At 55.9% G+C, this 16,450-nt stretch carries 15 protein-coding genes, 1 tRNA gene, 1 pseudogene and 1 CRISPR repeat array (1 of these 18 running past the window's edge); of the genes and pseudogenes, 10 read left to right on the top strand and 7 right to left on the bottom strand.

Annotated elements, in window-relative coordinates:
- Positions 1-122 precede the first annotated feature (122 nt).
- The gene (locus OSC37_RS13410; RefSeq protein WP_267161945.1) at positions 123-1,187 is read left to right on the top strand and encodes a polyprenyl synthetase family protein; all 1,065 of its coding nucleotides are present in this window, start codon (positions 123-125) and stop codon (positions 1,185-1,187) included.
- A gap of 6 nt (positions 1,188-1,193) precedes the next feature.
- On the opposite strand, the gene OSC37_RS13405 is transcribed toward OSC37_RS13410, so the two are convergent.
- The gene (locus tag OSC37_RS13405) at positions 1,194-2,282 is read right to left on the bottom strand and encodes a pyridoxal-phosphate dependent enzyme (protein ID WP_267161944.1); all 1,089 of its coding nucleotides are present in this window, start codon (positions 2,280-2,282) and stop codon (positions 1,194-1,196) included.
- A gap of 103 nt (positions 2,283-2,385) precedes the next feature.
- Here OSC37_RS13405 and OSC37_RS13400 point away from each other — a divergent pair, with 103 nt between their 5' ends.
- The gene (locus tag OSC37_RS13400) at positions 2,386-2,982 is read left to right on the top strand and encodes a GNAT family N-acetyltransferase (RefSeq protein WP_267161943.1); all 597 of its coding nucleotides are present in this window, start codon (positions 2,386-2,388) and stop codon (positions 2,980-2,982) included.
- Positions 2,983-3,011: 29 nt separating this feature from the next.
- Here the strand turns inward: OSC37_RS13400 and OSC37_RS13395 are convergent, their stop codons facing one another.
- Positions 3,012-3,878: a TIGR01548 family HAD-type hydrolase gene (locus tag OSC37_RS13395; protein ID WP_267161942.1), complete on the bottom strand. Its 867-nt coding sequence runs from the start codon at positions 3,876-3,878 to the stop codon at positions 3,012-3,014.
- Positions 3,879-4,011: 133 nt separating this feature from the next.
- Between OSC37_RS13395 and OSC37_RS13390 the strand changes: the two genes are divergently transcribed.
- Entirely contained in the window at positions 4,012-4,452 is a 441-nt protein-coding gene (locus tag OSC37_RS13390; RefSeq protein WP_267161941.1) for a hypothetical protein, read from the top strand.
- A 6-nt stretch (positions 4,453-4,458) separates the two neighbouring features.
- Here the strand turns inward: OSC37_RS13390 and OSC37_RS13385 are convergent, their stop codons facing one another.
- Positions 4,459-4,635, bottom strand: a complete 177-nt coding sequence (locus tag OSC37_RS13385; RefSeq protein ID WP_267161940.1) for an HVO_0416 family zinc finger protein — start codon at positions 4,633-4,635, stop codon at positions 4,459-4,461.
- A 114-nt stretch (positions 4,636-4,749) separates the two neighbouring features.
- On the opposite strand from OSC37_RS13385, the pseudogene OSC37_RS13380 reads away from it, so the two are divergent.
- Positions 4,750-5,168 (top strand): annotated as a pseudogene (locus OSC37_RS13380) (CopG family ribbon-helix-helix protein).
- On the opposite strand, the gene OSC37_RS13375 reads toward OSC37_RS13380, so the two are convergent.
- The 4 genes from OSC37_RS13375 to OSC37_RS13360 form a co-directional block, all read right to left on the bottom strand.
- Positions 5,165-5,866: a diphthine--ammonia ligase gene (locus tag OSC37_RS13375; protein ID WP_267161939.1), complete on the bottom strand. Its 702-nt coding sequence runs from the start codon at positions 5,864-5,866 to the stop codon at positions 5,165-5,167. The pseudogene OSC37_RS13380 and the gene OSC37_RS13375 sit on opposite strands and share 4 nt — an antisense overlap.
- 40 nt (positions 5,867-5,906) lie before the next feature.
- Positions 5,907-6,065, bottom strand: coding sequence for a hypothetical protein (locus OSC37_RS13370; protein ID WP_267161938.1), 159 nt, complete (start codon positions 6,063-6,065; stop codon positions 5,907-5,909).
- 87 nt (positions 6,066-6,152) lie between these two features.
- Positions 6,153-6,839: a DUF7546 family protein gene (locus OSC37_RS13365; protein ID WP_267161937.1), complete on the bottom strand. Its 687-nt coding sequence runs from the start codon at positions 6,837-6,839 to the stop codon at positions 6,153-6,155.
- Positions 6,840-7,118 (bottom strand): hypothetical protein, encoded by a 279-nt coding sequence (locus tag OSC37_RS13360; protein ID WP_267161936.1) that lies wholly within the window; start codon positions 7,116-7,118, stop codon positions 6,840-6,842.
- Between the two features lie 144 nt (positions 7,119-7,262).
- On the opposite strand from OSC37_RS13360, the gene OSC37_RS13355 reads away from it, so the two are divergent.
- The 6 genes from OSC37_RS13355 (at position 7,263) to OSC37_RS13330 (ending at position 15,746) form a co-directional block, all read left to right on the top strand.
- Positions 7,263-7,336: transfer RNA gene (locus OSC37_RS13355), tRNA-Val, on the top strand.
- A 436-nt stretch (positions 7,337-7,772) separates the two neighbouring features.
- Positions 7,773-8,582 carry a CRISPR-associated endoribonuclease Cas6 gene (gene cas6, locus OSC37_RS13350; protein ID WP_267161935.1) on the top strand — a complete coding sequence of 270 codons (810 nt, stop codon included), beginning with the start codon at positions 7,773-7,775 and terminating at the stop codon, positions 8,580-8,582.
- Positions 8,579-10,777 carry a TM1802 family CRISPR-associated protein gene (locus OSC37_RS13345; protein ID WP_267161934.1) on the top strand — a complete coding sequence of 733 codons (2,199 nt, stop codon included), beginning with the start codon at positions 8,579-8,581 and terminating at the stop codon, positions 10,775-10,777. The genes cas6 and OSC37_RS13345 overlap by 4 nt, the downstream gene beginning before the upstream one ends.
- Before the next feature lie 21 nt (positions 10,778-10,798).
- Positions 10,799-11,947 carry a type I-B CRISPR-associated protein Cas7/Csh2 gene (gene cas7b, locus OSC37_RS13340; RefSeq protein ID WP_267161933.1) on the top strand — a complete coding sequence of 383 codons (1,149 nt, stop codon included), beginning with the start codon at positions 10,799-10,801 and terminating at the stop codon, positions 11,945-11,947.
- Between the two features lie 28 nt (positions 11,948-11,975).
- On the top strand, positions 11,976-12,956 hold the full coding sequence (gene cas5b, locus OSC37_RS13335; RefSeq protein ID WP_267161932.1) for a type I-B CRISPR-associated protein Cas5b: 981 nt from the start codon (positions 11,976-11,978) through the stop codon (positions 12,954-12,956).
- A gap of 30 nt (positions 12,957-12,986) precedes the next feature.
- Complete coding sequence (locus tag OSC37_RS13330; RefSeq protein ID WP_267161931.1) at positions 12,987-15,746, top strand: CRISPR-associated endonuclease Cas3''; 2,760 nt, start codon at positions 12,987-12,989, stop codon at positions 15,744-15,746.
- A 235-nt stretch (positions 15,747-15,981) separates the two neighbouring features.
- Positions 15,982-16,450: a CRISPR direct-repeat array (repeat unit 30 nt; unit sequence CTTTCAGACGAACCTTCGTGGGGTTGAAGC) (it continues 3,286 nt past the right edge of the window).

Here is a 16,450-nt window from a genome sequence, read left to right as displayed (position 1 = left end):
GACAGATACAACGCGCGAACTCGCTGTCCCGGTGGGTTTTTATTCAGGTGATTTGAATATCCACCTACTACTGCGGAACTGAGGTAAGTGAGTAATGTCGAATCCACACTGGAGGCAGACGTATGCGTGAACGGTTCGTGGAGTGGCGACCGCGGATAGATGACGCTATCGAAGACCTGGTTCCTCGCGTCGTCGAGGAGACCTACCTGAGTGACTTCTTCGGCGAGGCGACCTACCAGTACCAGGCCGAGGCGATCCAGGCGGCGCTGGCGGACCCGCTGTGGAACCTGCTCGACCGTGGCGGGAAGCGCTGGCGTGCGATTCTCCTGCTGGTCATCGTCGAGGCACTGGGCGAGGACCCAGAGGAGTATCTCCCCTTCGCCTGTATTCCCGAGATTCTCCACAACGGGACGATAATTGTCGACGATGTCGAGGACGGCGCACGGAAACGCCGCGGACAGGAGGCGCTGCACCAGGTCTTTGGCACCGATATCGCACTCAACGCCGGCAACGCGATGTACTTCATCCCGCTGAAGGTCATCGACCGCAACGCCGACGTGCTCAGTGACAGCCAGCGCCTGCAGTCCTACGAGATGCTCACACACGAACTCAATCGCACACACCTCGGCCAGGGGATGGATATCTACTGGCACAACCAGGAGGCGGTGACCGTCAACGAACGGCGCTACTACGAGATGTGTGCCTGCAAGACGGGCTGTCTCGCGCGTATCGTGGCTCGGCTTGCCGCAATCGTCACCGACCAGCCCGACGAAGTCGAGCACGACCTAGCCGCCTACGCCGAGGAGATGTCCATCGCCTTCCAGATTGGCGACGATATCCTCGACATCGAGCACACGCTCGACCAGGCTGGCGACTTCGGCAAGGAGTTCGGCAACGACATCCGCGAGGGGAAGAAGACGCTGATGGTCATCTACACCGCAGAACACGCACCGCCCGAGGAGGTCGCGCGGCTCGAAGAGATTCTCTGGGCCGAGGACAACACAGACGAAGAGATTCTGAAGGCTATCGAAATCATGCAGTCCGTCGATGCACTGGAGTACGCCAACGATCGCGCCGAAGAACTGGCCGCCAGCGCACGGGGCCAGCTTGACGATCTTGACCTCGAATCCGAGGCAGAGTCGGACCTCCGGGAGTTCACGCGCTTTGTCATCGAGCGCGAGGCCTGACCGACGCTACTTCTTGAGTCCGCTCCCGGTGAGTGGCACGACAACACTCTCGTCGGCACCGACCTCGCCGCGCTCTCGGAGCAGTTCGAGCCCGGCCGGTGCGACCGCACAGGTCGGCTCGGTATAGAAGCCCGCCGCGTGGAGTCGGTCGAGTGTTGCATCTGTCTGCTCGGCGTCGACGGCGATGGCATCGCCACCCGTCGCCTCGATAGCGTCGAGAATCTGATCGCCCCTGGGTGGGTCGGTTATCTGGATACCATCTGCTGCCGTGTTGACGTCCACAGCGGTGTCACTGCCTCGCTGGTCGGCAATTGGCGCGACACCAGCGGCCTGGACGCCGTAGAGACGCGGCAGGTCGTCTATCCAGCCTGCGGCTTCAAGCGCCCGGAAGCCGCGGTAGGCACCCAGAAAGAGCGTCCCGTGGCCCAGCGGCGTCACGACCGCATCGGGGGCGATCCAGTTGCCGGCCTCCTCGCGCTGCGTACAGAGTTCGAACGCGAACGTCGCGGTCCCGGCGAAGAAGGCGGGTTGGTAGGCGTGACTGGCGTACCATCCGTCACCGGCCTCGACGGCGTCGATACAGGCGTCAGTGACCGCCTGTCGGTCGCCCTCGATACGCCGCACCGTCGCGCCCGCTCGCTCGATTGGACGGACCTTCCCGGACGGTGTATCCGCGGGGACGTAGATCTCGGCGTCGATGCCCGCGCGGGCAGCGTAGGTCGCGATGGCCGCGCCGGCGTTGCCCGAGGAGTCCTCGACGACGTGGTCGACGCCCAGCGCGAGAGCGTGTGAGAGCGTCGTCGCCGCGCCGCGGTCCTTGAAGCTGCCCGTCGGGAAGCAGTACTCCAGTTTGAAGCTACAGTCCCACTCCGGGGCGTCGACCAGCGGCGTCCACCCCTCTCGAAGAGTCACCCGCCGCTCGACCGGCAGAAACGAGTCGAAGGCCCACAGCCCCCGGTCACGGTCGACGGTCTCTGGGGGGCCGTCTCGGGGAAGCGGGTCACGGTCGAAATCCAGCGGATGGCCACACTCACAGCGCCACGGCGCGGCTGCGGTCTCCTCGTAGCGCCGGTCACAGGCAACACAGCGGTACATACCTGTCTCCTGGGGCGGTGCCCTGGTGTACCTGTCGACCGAGCGTGTTCCCTGGTACCGTACGGCGATAAACCCTTTTGACCACCACATCGTTGCATGAGCCATGAGCGTCTTTCCAGCCGAGATAGAAAGTGACCGTCTCAGATACGAGCGACTCCATCCCGACGAGATCGGTCCCTTCGAGCTGTATCGCCACGTCAAACGCGGTGCCCCACATATCGAGGAGATTACCGAGTACGTCACCTGGGAGCCCTACGACCATCCAAAGCAGGCTGCCGACTGGGTGACACAGTGTGGCGACCAGTTCGAGAAGGGTGCGGACGCAACCTACGTTATCCGTCCGAAAGAGGGCGAACGAGCAGGCGAGTTCGCGGGTCTGGCCGGACTCCATCCCGACTGGGACCGAAAGATCGCAACCCTCGGCACGTGGCTGCGCAAGCCGTTCTGGGGTCGGGGATACTCCGGAGAACGCGCCGGGCGCATGCTCGAACTGGCCTTCGACCGTCTCGACCTCGAAGTCGTAACGGTCAGCCACGACCCGGAGAACGACCCCTCGCGGCGCGCCATCGAGAAGTACGTCGAGCGCTTCGGCGGGCGCAAAGAGGGCCACATCCGGAACGACCTCGTTATCGACGGCGAGCCACGCGACTCCGTCAGATACAGCATCTCGCGCGCAGAGTGGGAACAGAACACGACGTGACAGGCGACGTGACTGCCGACGGGCGCGGGTCAGTCAGCAAGCAGTGAGGGGAGGTCGTTGACCGAGTCGACGACCGTCGTTGCCCCGGCCCGTTCGAAGGCGTTTCGGCCCGCTTTGCCGCTCAGCCCGCCCGTCAGCACGCCGACGCCGTAGTAGGTTCGGCTGCCTGTCCGCTGTGCGTTGACGGCGGTTTTCACATCGTCGAGGGTATCGCCAGCAAACACCAGCTCGTCAGCACCGAACCGGTCGGCCAGTGTCACGAGCGCGTCCGGGTCGGGCTTGCCGCCCTCCCAGTCGTCCATCGTGAAGCGATGCGCGGGCGGTACGTCGAGACCAACTCGCTCTAGAGCAATCTCCGCCTCCGGGGCGGGACGGCCGGTAAGCACGCCGACCTCGTACTCTGCCTGCAGCCGGTCGAGGGTCTCCTCGGTCGCCAACACCGGCTCGTCGTGGATATACCCCGGCGTTTCGAGCCCCGGTTCACCTCCCTCGAGTTCACGGTAGAGCGAACCCCCGAGATACAGCTGTTGGAACACGTCTCGGAGTTGCTCACTGTCCCACCTGTTGAAGACGCGTTCGCGTGTCGCTGGCGTGAGTTCCTCGAAGACAATGCTCCGGGCAGCACTCAGTCCCCCACCCATTGCCTCGATAGCGGTTGTGAACTGGTTGAGCGAGAGCTCACAGCCCTCCTCGCGGGCGAGCAGGAACAGGGCAGCCGCGTCGGTCAACTCCCAATCGTTGTTGAACCCGCCGGCGTCTTTGAACTGCTGGACGTTCCCGTGGTCGATTGTCTCCCCGATGACGCGGTCGAGCGACTCGATAATCGCCCGCCGGTAGGAGTCGGCGACGTCGACGAGGACGCCGTCGACATCGAGTACCACTGTATCGACGTTCATTACTGAGGTGTGACGCACCGGAGGGTCTTGCACGTTGTGGCTACGGCAGAGGCTTGCCTGGTACGTTCTCGTAAGCGAGCCGGAACCCCACGGGACACAAACTATATTCACGTCGATTGGTAACCACAATTCGATGACCGACATTACTCTCGATAGCTACGCCGACAACCACGACCTTCCGCCCGAGGACCCGGCACCACGGGAACCGCAGGGCCAGCCCACGGAGGTCCACGGGAAGTTCAAAATCTGGCAGTTCGACGCCGACCACTCCAATAGCGTCCAAGACACCTACATTGTCGCGCGTGACCCGTCGCCGCTCGATTTTAGGATGTGGGTGTTCGTTGGGCGCGGACGCGAGTCCCACTTCATCATGCGCTCTTCACACAGATACGGCACCGACGAACCGATACCAGAAAACACAGTGTGCTGTGAGGTGCTTCTCGAAGGCCAGTCGCTAACCGAAGAACACTGTACCGACGAGGTTCTCAACCTGGTCGAGCAAGTTACAGATGCCGTCAGTATCGTCACACCGTCGACTACTGGTAGTGACGACGAACAGCCGATAAATTACTGAGCGAAATTATACCGGGGACCAGCCACAGATCGAACACGCTGTTGCGTCCGACGCGTGAAGCCCTCCACAGTCGGGACACTGCTTTTTGTTGTAGCTTTCTTCCCACCCGGCGGACTCGGTCTCGTGACCGCGCTGGGCGAGAAACTCGTCGAACATATCGTCATCAGTCTGTGCTGACGCCATACATGATATGCTTTGTCACACCACTATATAGTTCTATTGGTGGGGGCAACGCTCTACTGCTTGGGGGCACGGCGGTTGCTATATCCTATTACCTAAATTAGGTTATTTTATTAGATGGCCGTGGTCAGCGTCTCGATGCCAGACAAGCTGCTGGAGTGTCTCGACTCCTTTGCCAGAGAGCACGGCGATACCGGCCGCAGCGGGGTCGTTCCCGAGGCGTCTCGGAATCTCCTCAATGAGTTTGAGGACAAACAACAGGAAGACAGAGATCTCAGGAGTGTCGTGACAGTGCTGTTCAACTACGAGTCGACCGATGCCGAACACAAGATGATGACGCTGCGTCACGACTCTGGGCTAAGCGTCACCTCACACGTCTACAACCACATCGGGAACCACTGCTGTATGAGTTGTTCATCCTGGAGGGGCGACTCGACGATATCTCGACGTTCGTCGGGAAGAGTCGTGCGACAGGGGACACACACTCTATCGATTACTCGGTGATACCGGTCGGCCGTATCGACGCTATCGTCTAGTCGAGCCAGGCGTCTGTAACCTGGAGCTGTCCGCGCGTGCCGTCCCACTCGACCTCGTAGTCGAGTCGAAGCGGCCGGTCCATATGTGGGCCGTCGGTAACCAGGGTCTCGAACTCGCCGCCCTCTCCGAGCAGATGGACGCCGTACTGGTCGTTGAGGGTAGCGAGCTCGTCAAGGGCGTCGGCGTCGAGGCTTCGCCCGAGCCAGGAGTCGTCGAGGCCGCCGGCGGCGACCCGGATTATCTTTATTTCGAAGCCGGCACCGAGCATTGTCTCGCCGAGTTCACGCGGGTTACGCTGCCACAGCGGTGCGAACACGTCAACCCCGAGCCGGTCGGCCATCGCCCCAACCCGAGAGTTCTGGTACTCGCTTTCGACGGCGCCGACGGTCAGGCCTGCCAGCTCATCGAGGTCTGTGAGTGCGGCTTCGAGTGGCTCTATCTCGGTGTCTCCCTGTTCGCCGGCGTCTGCGACATCGTCGGTATCGAACGACGACTCGACTTCGACCAGCGGAATGCCGATACTTTCGGCAGCCAGCGACGCTAGCTCCGTCGCTGGGACGTGATACATGTACGAATCGTCCGGAGGGTGGACGGTCACCAGGCGCTCGACGGGAAGGCCCCGCTCCAGTGCCTGATACAGCGCCCACGAGGAATCTTTCCCGCCCGAGAAGAGACTCACCCACGCGTCGTCGGTCATAGGCTGTGTTGCTCACGGGAGAGTAAACGACTGACGGTTGTCACTCTCGGCGGTGAACGGTGACGGTCACGGTCCCGCAACGACACTCGTATGCGCGACGCTCGCCGTACTCGGTTTCGTAGACGAGCATGGGCTCCTCGTCGCCCAGCGGCCGTTCACAGCTCTCGTTCTCGCAGGTAGTTCCCAGTTGTTCCATCATACATACTAGAAGGTACTCCCCGTGTATCAAGCCGAGCCACGGCCGGAGTGAAAGTGAAAGTGAAAGTAGACGACTGCAGCCGGGTGATTACGACGAATCCCTGACAGCGCCGAGGGTCCCATCGACGCCGGGGCGCAGGTACAACAGGGCAATCGAGACCGAAAACACGACCGTCGAGATATCGAACTGCGAACTGTAGACTGCGGTGGCGACGGCAGTTCCGCCGAACAGCCCTGCTGACAGTGAGACGAGAATCGGAAACGCACAGCCGACACAGCTAAACAGTCCGAGCGCGCCGGCGATCAGGCTTCCCGACAGGTCGAGAACGGTCACGTAGACGAGATACGAGAGGACCAGATAGCCAACTGTCCGGTACGGGATGATAGAGACGTAGAACGCTTCGGTAACGATATGCAGGCGCTCGGTTCCTGGGGTTCCAGCCTGTACGTCAACCAGCCCAGAGAGCTGGAGCAGGTCGTCGCTAGGAACGCCGAGGAGACCGCTCAGATACAGCAAGACGCCGAAATAAAGCGTCGCGATGGCAGCGGCTGCAATCGAGGACCGCCGCGGGGCGTCGGGCACATCAACGTGAATTGCGGCGAGTACAGCGACGTTAATCCAGATGAAGGGGTACAGTGTATAGCGCAACAGGGTGGGCTGTTCCGGGCGAACGAGAAAATACCCGGCGAGAAGACACAGCTCGACGACCGTGACGACTGTTAGAAGATGGATGTCACGTCGGCGGGACAGAGCCGCCAGTGACGAAGTCGACATCTACGCGCCGAACTCTGTCAGCAACCGGCCAAGGATAGCAGCAGTGGCAAGCAGGCCCAGTGCAATGCCTGCGACGGCCACGCTGTGAGAGTGTGGCAGTCCTTTCCGGTCGCCGTAGGCGTACGAGCCGATGACGACGACTGCGACACCGATACCACCCGCAAAGGCGTAGGCAAGTTCCTCGACGCTGCCGCCGATGACCGTGACGACGAGTGCAGTCGCCACTACCGCAATAAGTCCGAGCCCCACGGTCAGTATTCGCCCGTTTTCGTAGTACATGTTGACTTTCTCTATCCACTCACCGGTAATAATCGTTTACATCCGGTCACTCGACAGTCGGTCGACGCCGCAGTCGGCGCTTCACCGGTATGATTTCAGCACAAAAAGTAAGCGTTATTCGTCAGCACAGTCTTTATCCAGATAGGGTTCGTGGTCTAGCCGGTTATGACGCGGCCTTTACAAGGCCGAGGTCGGCGGTTCGAAACCGCCCGAACCCATACGCGGTACGTACGGTTTGCAACCCTTCGAATTCTCTATCACTGGGTCGTCAGACGCCGGAATTCGACTTTTGACCGATATCCAGATTTCGAATAACGCAATCGGACCCATTCGAATTTCTGCCCGCCCCGCCTTCGTATGGGGGATTCCGTTATTCGATACTGTATGATGTATTATCAATCTGGCGGTAAGATCGGAAATAGCGGTACAGTCTACCGTAATGGGAGCATATAATAGACCTGCCAAGACAGTATTTTGTCTAATCACTCGATACAGATCCGCTACCCAACCAACACATGTATCTCTACTTTTGTTCATATGTACTGAATATTGAATATTTTACTTTCACCCTGTACCACCCTTTTTAGTATTATTTGTTTGTATACTGTGCTGCATGATTCCCCGCTACAGAGGTGAGTCATCCGAGTGCGTATAATGGCTCATCTGTCCGCACGCGCGGACGCAGCCTACCAGAACGACTACCATCACAAGCTTCGCGGTCGCCTCTGGGACGCGCTTGAGGACACCGAGTACGACCAGCGCCATGATACTGGCGAGCCGCCGGGGTTTGCCTACTCGAATCCGTTTCCCCCATACGATATGGAGGAAGGTGACGACCGAAAGCTGTTGGTCGCCTCGCCCGACAAGGAGTTACTGGCCAACGTCGCTGCCAACCTGCTCGAAGAGTCGGAGCTGAACATTGGCGAAATGCCGTTTCACGTCGATGATGTCACGTCACTCGAACCGGATGTCGGTGAACCCGGCACGCGTGGAACGATTGAAACTGGAACTGGACTTCTGGTCCGAATTCCACCGTGGCGATGCGAGGAATATGGTATCGACCACCCCGGCGGCGACACGGCTGTTTTCTGGCGACCCGAGCATTCGATGGAACCACTCCGCAAACAGCTTGAGGACAACCTCGACCAGAAACACGACCGCTTCGCCCACGACCACCTGCCGGGGCCGAGCGATGTCGACGGCGATCTGTTCGACGGCTATGAACTGCTCAAGACGTTCGCCGTCCCCGTGACGGTGACTGAGGGCCAAGAGATGACCTACGTCCTGAGCAAGTGGGAGTTCTCGTATACGGTTCGGGACGACCACCACCGCCGGCATCTCAATCTCGCGCTGGACTGTGGGCTCGGCGAACGGAATTCGCTGGGACTCGGATTCGTGAATCTCGATGAAGACTCGATAGTCCGGCCGGGAGAAGCAGATAAAGGGATGGAATACGCGCCATGACATCACCATTAGAGACACCGCTGGCCTCACTAGATCCTGCAGAACTGGCAGACAAAATCCCGACATTCGAACTGACCTCGTTGAATGCCTTGTTGGCATATTATGGGGCGATTGAGCTTGCAAGCAAGGGTATCAAACCGACAACTGACGAAGCGTTCCTGACACCTGATCGACTTCGAGGATTAGACTCTGAGGAGTGGATAATTGTGAGCGTTGATATCGACCTCAGGGATCATACCAACCCACAGTTAGAGGGGATCGAAAAGCACGCACTTACCGATGAACGAATCAGCGACCTTGGTTTGTCGCGGTACAGCTCAGGAAAGCGTGATCACAGTGTTACCAACGTCGGCAAAAAGAGTGGCACTAACACAGTTGAAGACGTACAAGAGTATTGCGTTGAACGAGTAGCTAAATGGCCAGAAAGAGAGCCGATTCAATCTGTTGCCGATGAGCATCCAGATGGTCGATTAATCACAGCGATATCATCCCTTGGGGAAGATGACGACACACAAGCACAACTCGAAAACGCCGTCGAAGACCAGTACGAAGGGTCCTCGAAAGTCATCTCGACGATCCGCTTGCGTCTTGATACAGATTCATTAGCGGAACCCCCAGCCGACGAGCCATCCGGAAATAAATATTGGCCCGGAGAGATACCAGTATTCATAGCGGCAGCTGCAGAACGCAACCGAACGAAACTTGCCGGCAAAAACGTCAGTGATGGTGATGGCGTATCAAAAGGCGATGGCACCTGTTCGGTGACAGGAGAGGAAACAGAGGTTGTTGGGGCCGTTGAGGGGCCACTTGGTGTGTATGCGCTTCAACACACCGACGAAATGTTTGGCTTCCAGGATGATTCCAGCTGGCGTCAGAATCCACTGTCAGCGAGAACAGGGGTGCTAATATCACAATCTGACTCACTGGTTCGTTCATGTTATTGGTCTGTCGGTGGGCTTCGTGTGTATGCTCTACCATATTTCACGGGCGAACAAACCGTCGAGAAGGCGGTGTTTACACATGAGTTGCTCAATCGTATTCGAGACGACCGATGGGATGAACAGGCAGACGGAGACAACCAGGTGCTTCAAGTACAGCGGTTTATTGAGCAAAATAAACCCGAGTTGCTGGACGCACTCCGATTTTATTTCATTACACTCCGGACCGACAGTGCGGGAGTAAGGGTATTCTTTGAGGAGCCAGCAGTCACGACACTCTCTGTATTGAATGTTGCACGCAGCCACGAGAGAGTGGTAACTCATCTACTTGGGGGCCATCTTGGTCTGACCGCACGAGAAAATTGGTCACTAATCGATCCCTCAGCCACAGCACGGCAGCTGGCAGAATTGATACTCAATCGGAGGTACGTGATCGAAACACTACTTGAACCATATCCGAACGCAGGCGATTACAAGGACGCTGCTACAGATCCTCGCGAAAGTGTTACGTATGCGGTGCTCACTGGCGATATGGTTGATCCGGAGTGGTTGCTTTCTCAATACATGCGGCGGCTCAAGTATGATCGACGTGAAAACGATGAAGATGATTCAAATACGCAGCAGAAGGTAAAGCAACAGTTCACTCAATTGCAGACCTTTGCCGGAGCTGGTATTCTATCGACGCCACAACATGACCCCGAATTAGCAGCACCACCAACATACATGACACCACAGGATTCAGCGCCACAGGAGTATGGACAACCCGCCACAGATGGCGGAACAGAAGCAATAGGATATGTCGAAACGCTATCAACCCAACTGTCGGAATTCATCGAGTCTCACCCGGTGCTTGATGAAGATACCGAGCGACAGGGAGCATTCCTCGCCGGCGTATTCGTCAGTATGGTAAGCAAGCATCAACGTGAGGAACGCAACATCAGTCGGACGTTCATGGATCGATACGATGTCGGTGAAATAACACCCAGTCAGTTGATGCAGATGCTTCCGAAGGTAATCGCCAAAGATGGGATCTACGCTCGGGAAGCTGATGAGCTTGGATCCACGGTCGCACCGGGAGTGCGTCATCGACTCCCTGAGGAGCTAGCGACGGATGAGCCGACGGACTGGGAGATAAGCCCAGTTCAGTTTCGGTATTTCTACGCACTTGGAACGGCTTACGGCGAAGACGCCAGTTACGCCGCCAGTGCGGCGATGAACGAGTCCAACGGGAACGAATCTGAAGCCACACAAAAATAACCACGCCCATACACAATACCAATGACAAGTACATCCACAACCGAGACGACTGCTGCAGAGGACGGAACAGATATTGAAACACGATCCGAGATCTTGTTTGTATACGATGCGCAGGATTGCAATCCGAATGGAGATCCGTACAACGATAATCAGCCGCGGATCGATCAAGCAACCGGACAAGCAGTCGTAACAGACGTTCGACTGAAGCGGTATCTTCGAGAGCAACTACAGACGGATAAGCACGGGGTATTCATCCGAACCCCAGATGATGACCGACAAGCCTTCAAGCGGATTGATGCAGCCCTCGGAATGTTTGAAGAAGTTGAGGAGCCGGAAGATTTCGAGACAGTCGATGCTGTCAAAGAAACGTTCCTCAAACGCGCTGCTGACGTACGATATTTCGGTGCGACCTTCAGCTTCGATGTGGATAATGACGAGACTCAAGACATGATTCAGGATCGATTTGGTTCAAATCTCACCGGGCCCGTTCAGTTTTCACCGGCACGTTCTCTTAACCGCGTAGAACGGAACACAGAATCGAAACGGCTCACATCTGTCCTTTCATCTGATGAGGAAAACCAACAAGGAACTTTCGCCCAAGATGAACGGCTGAAGTACGCGATCTTCCCGTTCCACGGTGTCGTGAACGAAAACGGTGCCGCAGACACACACCTCTCAACGGACGACGTTGAGCGGTTAGACACACTATTATGGCGGTCGATCAAGAATCAGACGATTTCCCGGAGCAAGATCGGACAAGCACCACGATTGTATCTGCGAGTCGAGTTTGAATCTGGATTCCACACTGGGGATCTCCATCGAACTGTCGAGTTGGGAACAGATGATTCACCCGGTGAGCTTCGTGATATTCGAGACGTTACGATTGACGTAACAGAAACACTTCGAACACTCAACGAAGTCAAAGACAAAATCGAAGCAGTGCATATCGTCGGTGATCGCCACCTCACCTGTAGTGTAGACTTGGCAGCTGATGGCCTCATTGAATCTGAAGAAATAGACGAAGCCGAAATACCTGAGGAATTTACTGCTGCGGATCTCGGCAATCAGATAGAGACAGCCATTGGAATTGAGGTCAACCATATCGATGTCTGGGAGGACTTCAAAGCGACACTTCCAAAACAGGCTGTTAGCGAGGAGGAGGCCGAATAGACTGACCGTTCCAGTATAGCTTAGATCAATGGCTCAACAACAACAGACCTTGGATGCAGTCACTTCCACAGATATTGACTCACCTACGCTACCCGGTGAAATGGACTATGAGGCGGTACTACAAGAATCAGATATTTCATTGACACCTCCAACAGTTGCGGATGGTGTCCCAGACCGGGTGTTATCCGTACTTGTGCGTGCCGACTGGGGGCATTTTAGACGAATTGATCGGACTGTGACGAAGCAGACTTACAGGATAATCCCGCGGACAACAGTCGCAGGACTGCTTGCTGCAATAGTTGGTGCCCCGCGGGACTCCTACTATCAGACGTTTGGATCGGACGTTTCAGCAATAGCCATTACACCCGCGGGTGGCATCCGAACACAGACCATGTCGACATTGGGGGTATGGACAAATTTTGGTGAGCGGACACGGAGTGTTGGCGCAAGCGGTCGGAGTAACTCAGCGACGGTAAAGTGGCCACCAACAACGACTGATAGACAGCGACATCCGTATGAATTTCTCCATGATCCAGTTTATCGGTTGGATATAGCTGTCGAAGATGAGGAATTCTATCGTGCTCTGGCCGCTCATCTAACAGCTGGGAAGACCCATTATACCCCCAGCCTAGGGCTTTCAGAGTGTTTAGCTGCTGTGACGTTCCTTGGCGAAAACGATGTGAAACAGGATCCAAAAAGTGACGACGGACAACTATCAATTGCGTCGATTTATCCAGGATCGATTGATCAAACAGTTCCTAGATCCGGCGTGAGCTATCACGTTGAACGGACGCCAAAAACGATGCAGCGCAACTCGGGAGGGCGAACGACTGAATCGTTTGCAGATTACGTATATACGACAAGAGAAGCACTGGATGACAACGAACGATCTATCGCGCCCAATCACGGTGACGTAGCAATACCTACAAACGCATCGGTGATTGTAGAGGAAGATCGTACAAACGCACCGCTTGGCCAAATCGATGACCGAGTAGTAGCCTTCCTGTAGGGTCCCAGCGTCTCACAAGGAACCAAATGTATGTCAAATGAGAATACGGGGTCGTCTGACAAATTGTTGCCGCTGATTTCTCACCCGAATGATCCTCGTGGGGAGAGCACGGATTTGCTATTGCGGAAGCATCTTACTGATGTTGGGACACGGGCGATTGAAGTAGCGTCTAATCTTGGATCTACCTCTCGACGAGCGCTCCAAATTGCGGCTAATCTTCATGATTTTGGCAAAATCACGCCAGCCTTTCAGCGACATGTGCGTCAGGAATACACTCACCGTGGGCCAAGTTGGGAGCGACATCACGCACGGATCGGTGCCTTCGCCACGTTCTATGCTCTCGGCGAACTTGGTATCGATAATCCAGATCGAATCGCAGCCACGCTGGCAGTCGCCCGCCACCACGGATCGATTCCGGATGTGATTTCTTATTTGAAAGAAGATGTACTCGAATACGAGACATCAAACGAACATGTTGTCCAACAGATTCAGTCCATTGATGAGACCTGGCCAACGGCCGCTGATGAACTACTCTCCACCGTGACTGACGGAGTGATAAGCTGGGCTGGGTTTCGAGATACAGTTCTCGACGGAGAACTAACGAGGCAACTGGAAGAGGCTATCAGTGCCACCGACGAGCAGTTCGGTGTGACTGCGATATCGACGGCGGCGATACCAGAGGAGACCTACGACCGATTTTATCGCTTCTGGTCAGCACTCACTTTTGCTGATAAAACACATGCCGCTGGAATCACTCGATATCAGCCCCAGCCGTTTGAGAAACCACTCCATCAGCTCACTACAAAAATCAAATCACTACAGGCTGCCACCGGTGACGAGAGCCTCACAGCAGAGTTGACAGAAGCGCGGGAACGTGCGCGCCAGCAAGCACATCAAATGCTGGCAACCATCGATAGTGTGCCAGCACCTCGATCTGAATCCTCTGTGCAGCCAACCTCCGGTGAGCAACTGACGTTAACACTCCCGACAGGGCTGGGAAAAACATTCACAGGGCTGTCAGTCGCGCTTGATATTCAAGACCGCCTTCATAATTGTGTAGAATCCAATCAGAACGGGACTTCGCCGGTGATTTACGCATTACCATTCACCAGCATTATCGAGCAGACACGGAGTCAGTTGGAAGACCCTACTCTCTGGGGAGCTGATCCTACGGGCCGGAAGTTCACTGTCCACCACTATTTGAGTGAAACGCGAACTGATGTGGATACAACCAGTAATGGTGAAGTTGATGATTCAGCGGCCTCTGATGACAGCTCTCGAAACTACCATCCGGCTCAATTACTTGGTGAGGCATGGCAAAGTGGCGTAGTTCTCACGACGTTTGTGCAGCTGTTTGAGAGTATCACTCGGCCATCCAGTAAAACCGCAATGAAAGGCGCGGCATTTGAGAACGCCATCATAATTCTCGATGAACCACAGGCACTCCCGCCGCGCTGGTGGCCAGCTGTCCGTCGGTGCTGTAAGTTACTTCGTGAAGAATTTGGAGCGACGATCATCTCTATGACCGCAACACAGCCGGCTCTATTCGATATCGATGACAGCGATTCAATCGAACTTACCCCTGGCTCAGCAGAACTGTATGATCGGTTTGAACGAGTGACCTACGATATTGACCAGTCCGTTTGGAACTATCGGAATAACGATGGTACCACGACAGCCCCCGTCAGCTACAGCTCGGCTGCATCTGACGTGGTTGCGTCACTTGCTGGTTCTAACCCATCTACGCTTGCGGTCTGCAACACCGTCCGTAGCGCACATCAGCTGTATGATGCAGTCACTACAGCAATTGAGTCGCCGGTGAAACTTGGAGAATATATAGAAGCAGCTCTGAGTGAGTTAGGACCTGATGCTCGCTTGTCATTAGAACAAGGAGGTACTGACATCGCGACAGACGAGCAATCGCCTACTGCGCCATCCTATGAAGAACTGGCAGCGACAGTCCGAGACCGATTACCTCCAGAGAAACCAATCGTCTCCTGTCTCACCGGCGAACACCGACCATATGATAGGCAGGTATTGATCGAACTAATGCATGAGTTAACTACCGACAGCCAGCCATTTGTACTCGTCTCGACGCAAGCCATCGAAGCTGGCGTCGATGTCAGCTTCCAGACAGTGTTCAGAGATCTTGCTCCGATACCCAGTATTGTTCAAGCAGCCGGACGTTGTAATCGCTCCTTTGAGTGGGGCCGTGCTGGCGGTGATGTGTCTGTTTGGCGATTAGCCCCACCAGAGAACTCACATCAAGATCCTGCAACTAGTGTGTATGAGCGTGGTCGCTTGCCTGATCACCTGACAACTGTTGTTGAAGTTCTCCGTGAGGTTACCGATTCAAAGACCGCCATCCCAGAACGGGTAATAGCTAATGACGCTGTTGAAAAATACTATGACCGACTCCACGAGGAATCACCGGGAGAAAAGCGACTGGCGACCTACATCAATGAGTGTCGTGGTGCGGCGTTGTCCAACGAACGACTTATTCAAGAGACCAACACACGGGATGTAATCTGTCCGGTCACGACTGCCGAACAGAGTGTTTTGGATCGGGTACAGGAAGCGTTCGCTACCGGGGATGAAGCCACAGGGTATCGACTACTCTCTACGTTAGAGAATTGTCGGGTTTCGATTCGGCCCCGGACAGAATCGTTTCAAAATGCCATGGAGCCTCTTGATGAGCCTCCGTCTAACGAGGGTACTGCAACAGTTTACAGGCTTGATGATAGTTCGACAAAGTGGTATTCACCAGAAATTGGTATCTCATGGGATTGAGCGCCCCAATTAATTGCTTTCTCTAACCAGTCCACTCGCGGATTTTCAACAGAACGGTATGTGCCAGTTTCTTCAGGTTCGGCCTCTTTTGCCCAATCGGAAGCGTGTAAAGACGAGAGAGTTGAAGAAGTGTACTGTCGTGGGATATCGAGAGCCGTGCCGGCAATTGAGCGGACGTACACTCCCGTGGGCTTGAAGCATGCGGTTCTTCACTCGATACGCAGCAAAACGAGACCTTTTAGAGGAACCTTGATAGGGTTGAAGCAAACAGACGTTCTCCGACGGCTCTCGTGCCGGTGACTTTCAGACGAACTTTCGTGGGGTTGAAGCAACCCCAACGAGGAAACCCGTTGGAGCTTCGAGGACTTTCAGACGAACCTTCGTGGGGTTGAAGCAATCTGTTTGGACTCCCGAGGGTTGAATTTGACAGCTTTCAGACGAACCTTCGTGGGGTTGAAGCGGACTCGCAGACAGCGTCGTGCAACAGGAGGCTGCGCTTTCAGACGAACCTTCGTGGGGTTGAAGCAGCGGGGACTATCGGCCGACGATTGCCACCTATAGCTTTCAGACGAACCTTGGTGGGGTTGAAGCACCATGTATCATAAAAGTACCGGCCGGGCTATTCTAACTTTCAGACGAACCTTCGTGGGGTTGAAGCCTTCGAGAGCGTCACAGACTTTTTTAATTTCGTGCCTTTCAGACGA

This window comes from Halovenus salina, assembly GCF_026410925.1.
GTDB classification, from domain to species: Archaea; Halobacteriota; Halobacteria; order Halobacteriales; family Haloarculaceae; genus Halovenus; species Halovenus salina.
The sequence above is the reverse complement of the archived record's forward strand: the minus strand, read 5'-3'. Positions and strand labels throughout refer to the sequence as shown.

What these genes read in the sequence shown, in the direction of transcription:
- cas7b (WP_267161933.1), top strand. Translation starts at nt 10,799, where the DNA reads ATGACAAGTACATCCACAACCGAGACGACTGCTGCAGAGGACGGAACA.
- OSC37_RS13395 (WP_267161942.1), bottom strand. Translation starts at nt 3,878, where the DNA reads ATGAACGTCGATACAGTGGTACTCGATGTCGACGGCGTCCTCGTCGAC.
- OSC37_RS13375 (WP_267161939.1), bottom strand. Translation starts at nt 5,866, where the DNA reads ATGACCGACGACGCGTGGGTGAGTCTCTTCTCGGGCGGGAAAGATTCC.
- cas6 (WP_267161935.1), top strand. Translation starts at nt 7,773, where the DNA reads ATGGCTCATCTGTCCGCACGCGCGGACGCAGCCTACCAGAACGACTAC.
- OSC37_RS13410 (WP_267161945.1), top strand. Translation starts at nt 123, where the DNA reads ATGCGTGAACGGTTCGTGGAGTGGCGACCGCGGATAGATGACGCTATC.
- OSC37_RS13405 (WP_267161944.1), bottom strand. Translation starts at nt 2,282, where the DNA reads ATGTACCGCTGTGTTGCCTGTGACCGGCGCTACGAGGAGACCGCAGCC.
- OSC37_RS13330 (WP_267161931.1), top strand. Translation starts at nt 12,987, where the DNA reads ATGTCAAATGAGAATACGGGGTCGTCTGACAAATTGTTGCCGCTGATT.
- cas5b (WP_267161932.1), top strand. Translation starts at nt 11,976, where the DNA reads ATGGCTCAACAACAACAGACCTTGGATGCAGTCACTTCCACAGATATT.
- OSC37_RS13385 (WP_267161940.1), bottom strand. Translation starts at nt 4,635, where the DNA reads ATGGCGTCAGCACAGACTGATGACGATATGTTCGACGAGTTTCTCGCC.
- OSC37_RS13400 (WP_267161943.1), top strand. Translation starts at nt 2,386, where the DNA reads ATGAGCGTCTTTCCAGCCGAGATAGAAAGTGACCGTCTCAGATACGAG.
- OSC37_RS13345 (WP_267161934.1), top strand. Translation starts at nt 8,579, where the DNA reads ATGACATCACCATTAGAGACACCGCTGGCCTCACTAGATCCTGCAGAA.
- OSC37_RS13390 (WP_267161941.1), top strand. Translation starts at nt 4,012, where the DNA reads ATGACCGACATTACTCTCGATAGCTACGCCGACAACCACGACCTTCCG.
- OSC37_RS13365 (WP_267161937.1), bottom strand. Translation starts at nt 6,839, where the DNA reads ATGTCGACTTCGTCACTGGCGGCTCTGTCCCGCCGACGTGACATCCAT.
- OSC37_RS13360 (WP_267161936.1), bottom strand. Translation starts at nt 7,118, where the DNA reads ATGTACTACGAAAACGGGCGAATACTGACCGTGGGGCTCGGACTTATT.
- OSC37_RS13370 (WP_267161938.1), bottom strand. Translation starts at nt 6,065, where the DNA reads ATGATGGAACAACTGGGAACTACCTGCGAGAACGAGAGCTGTGAACGG.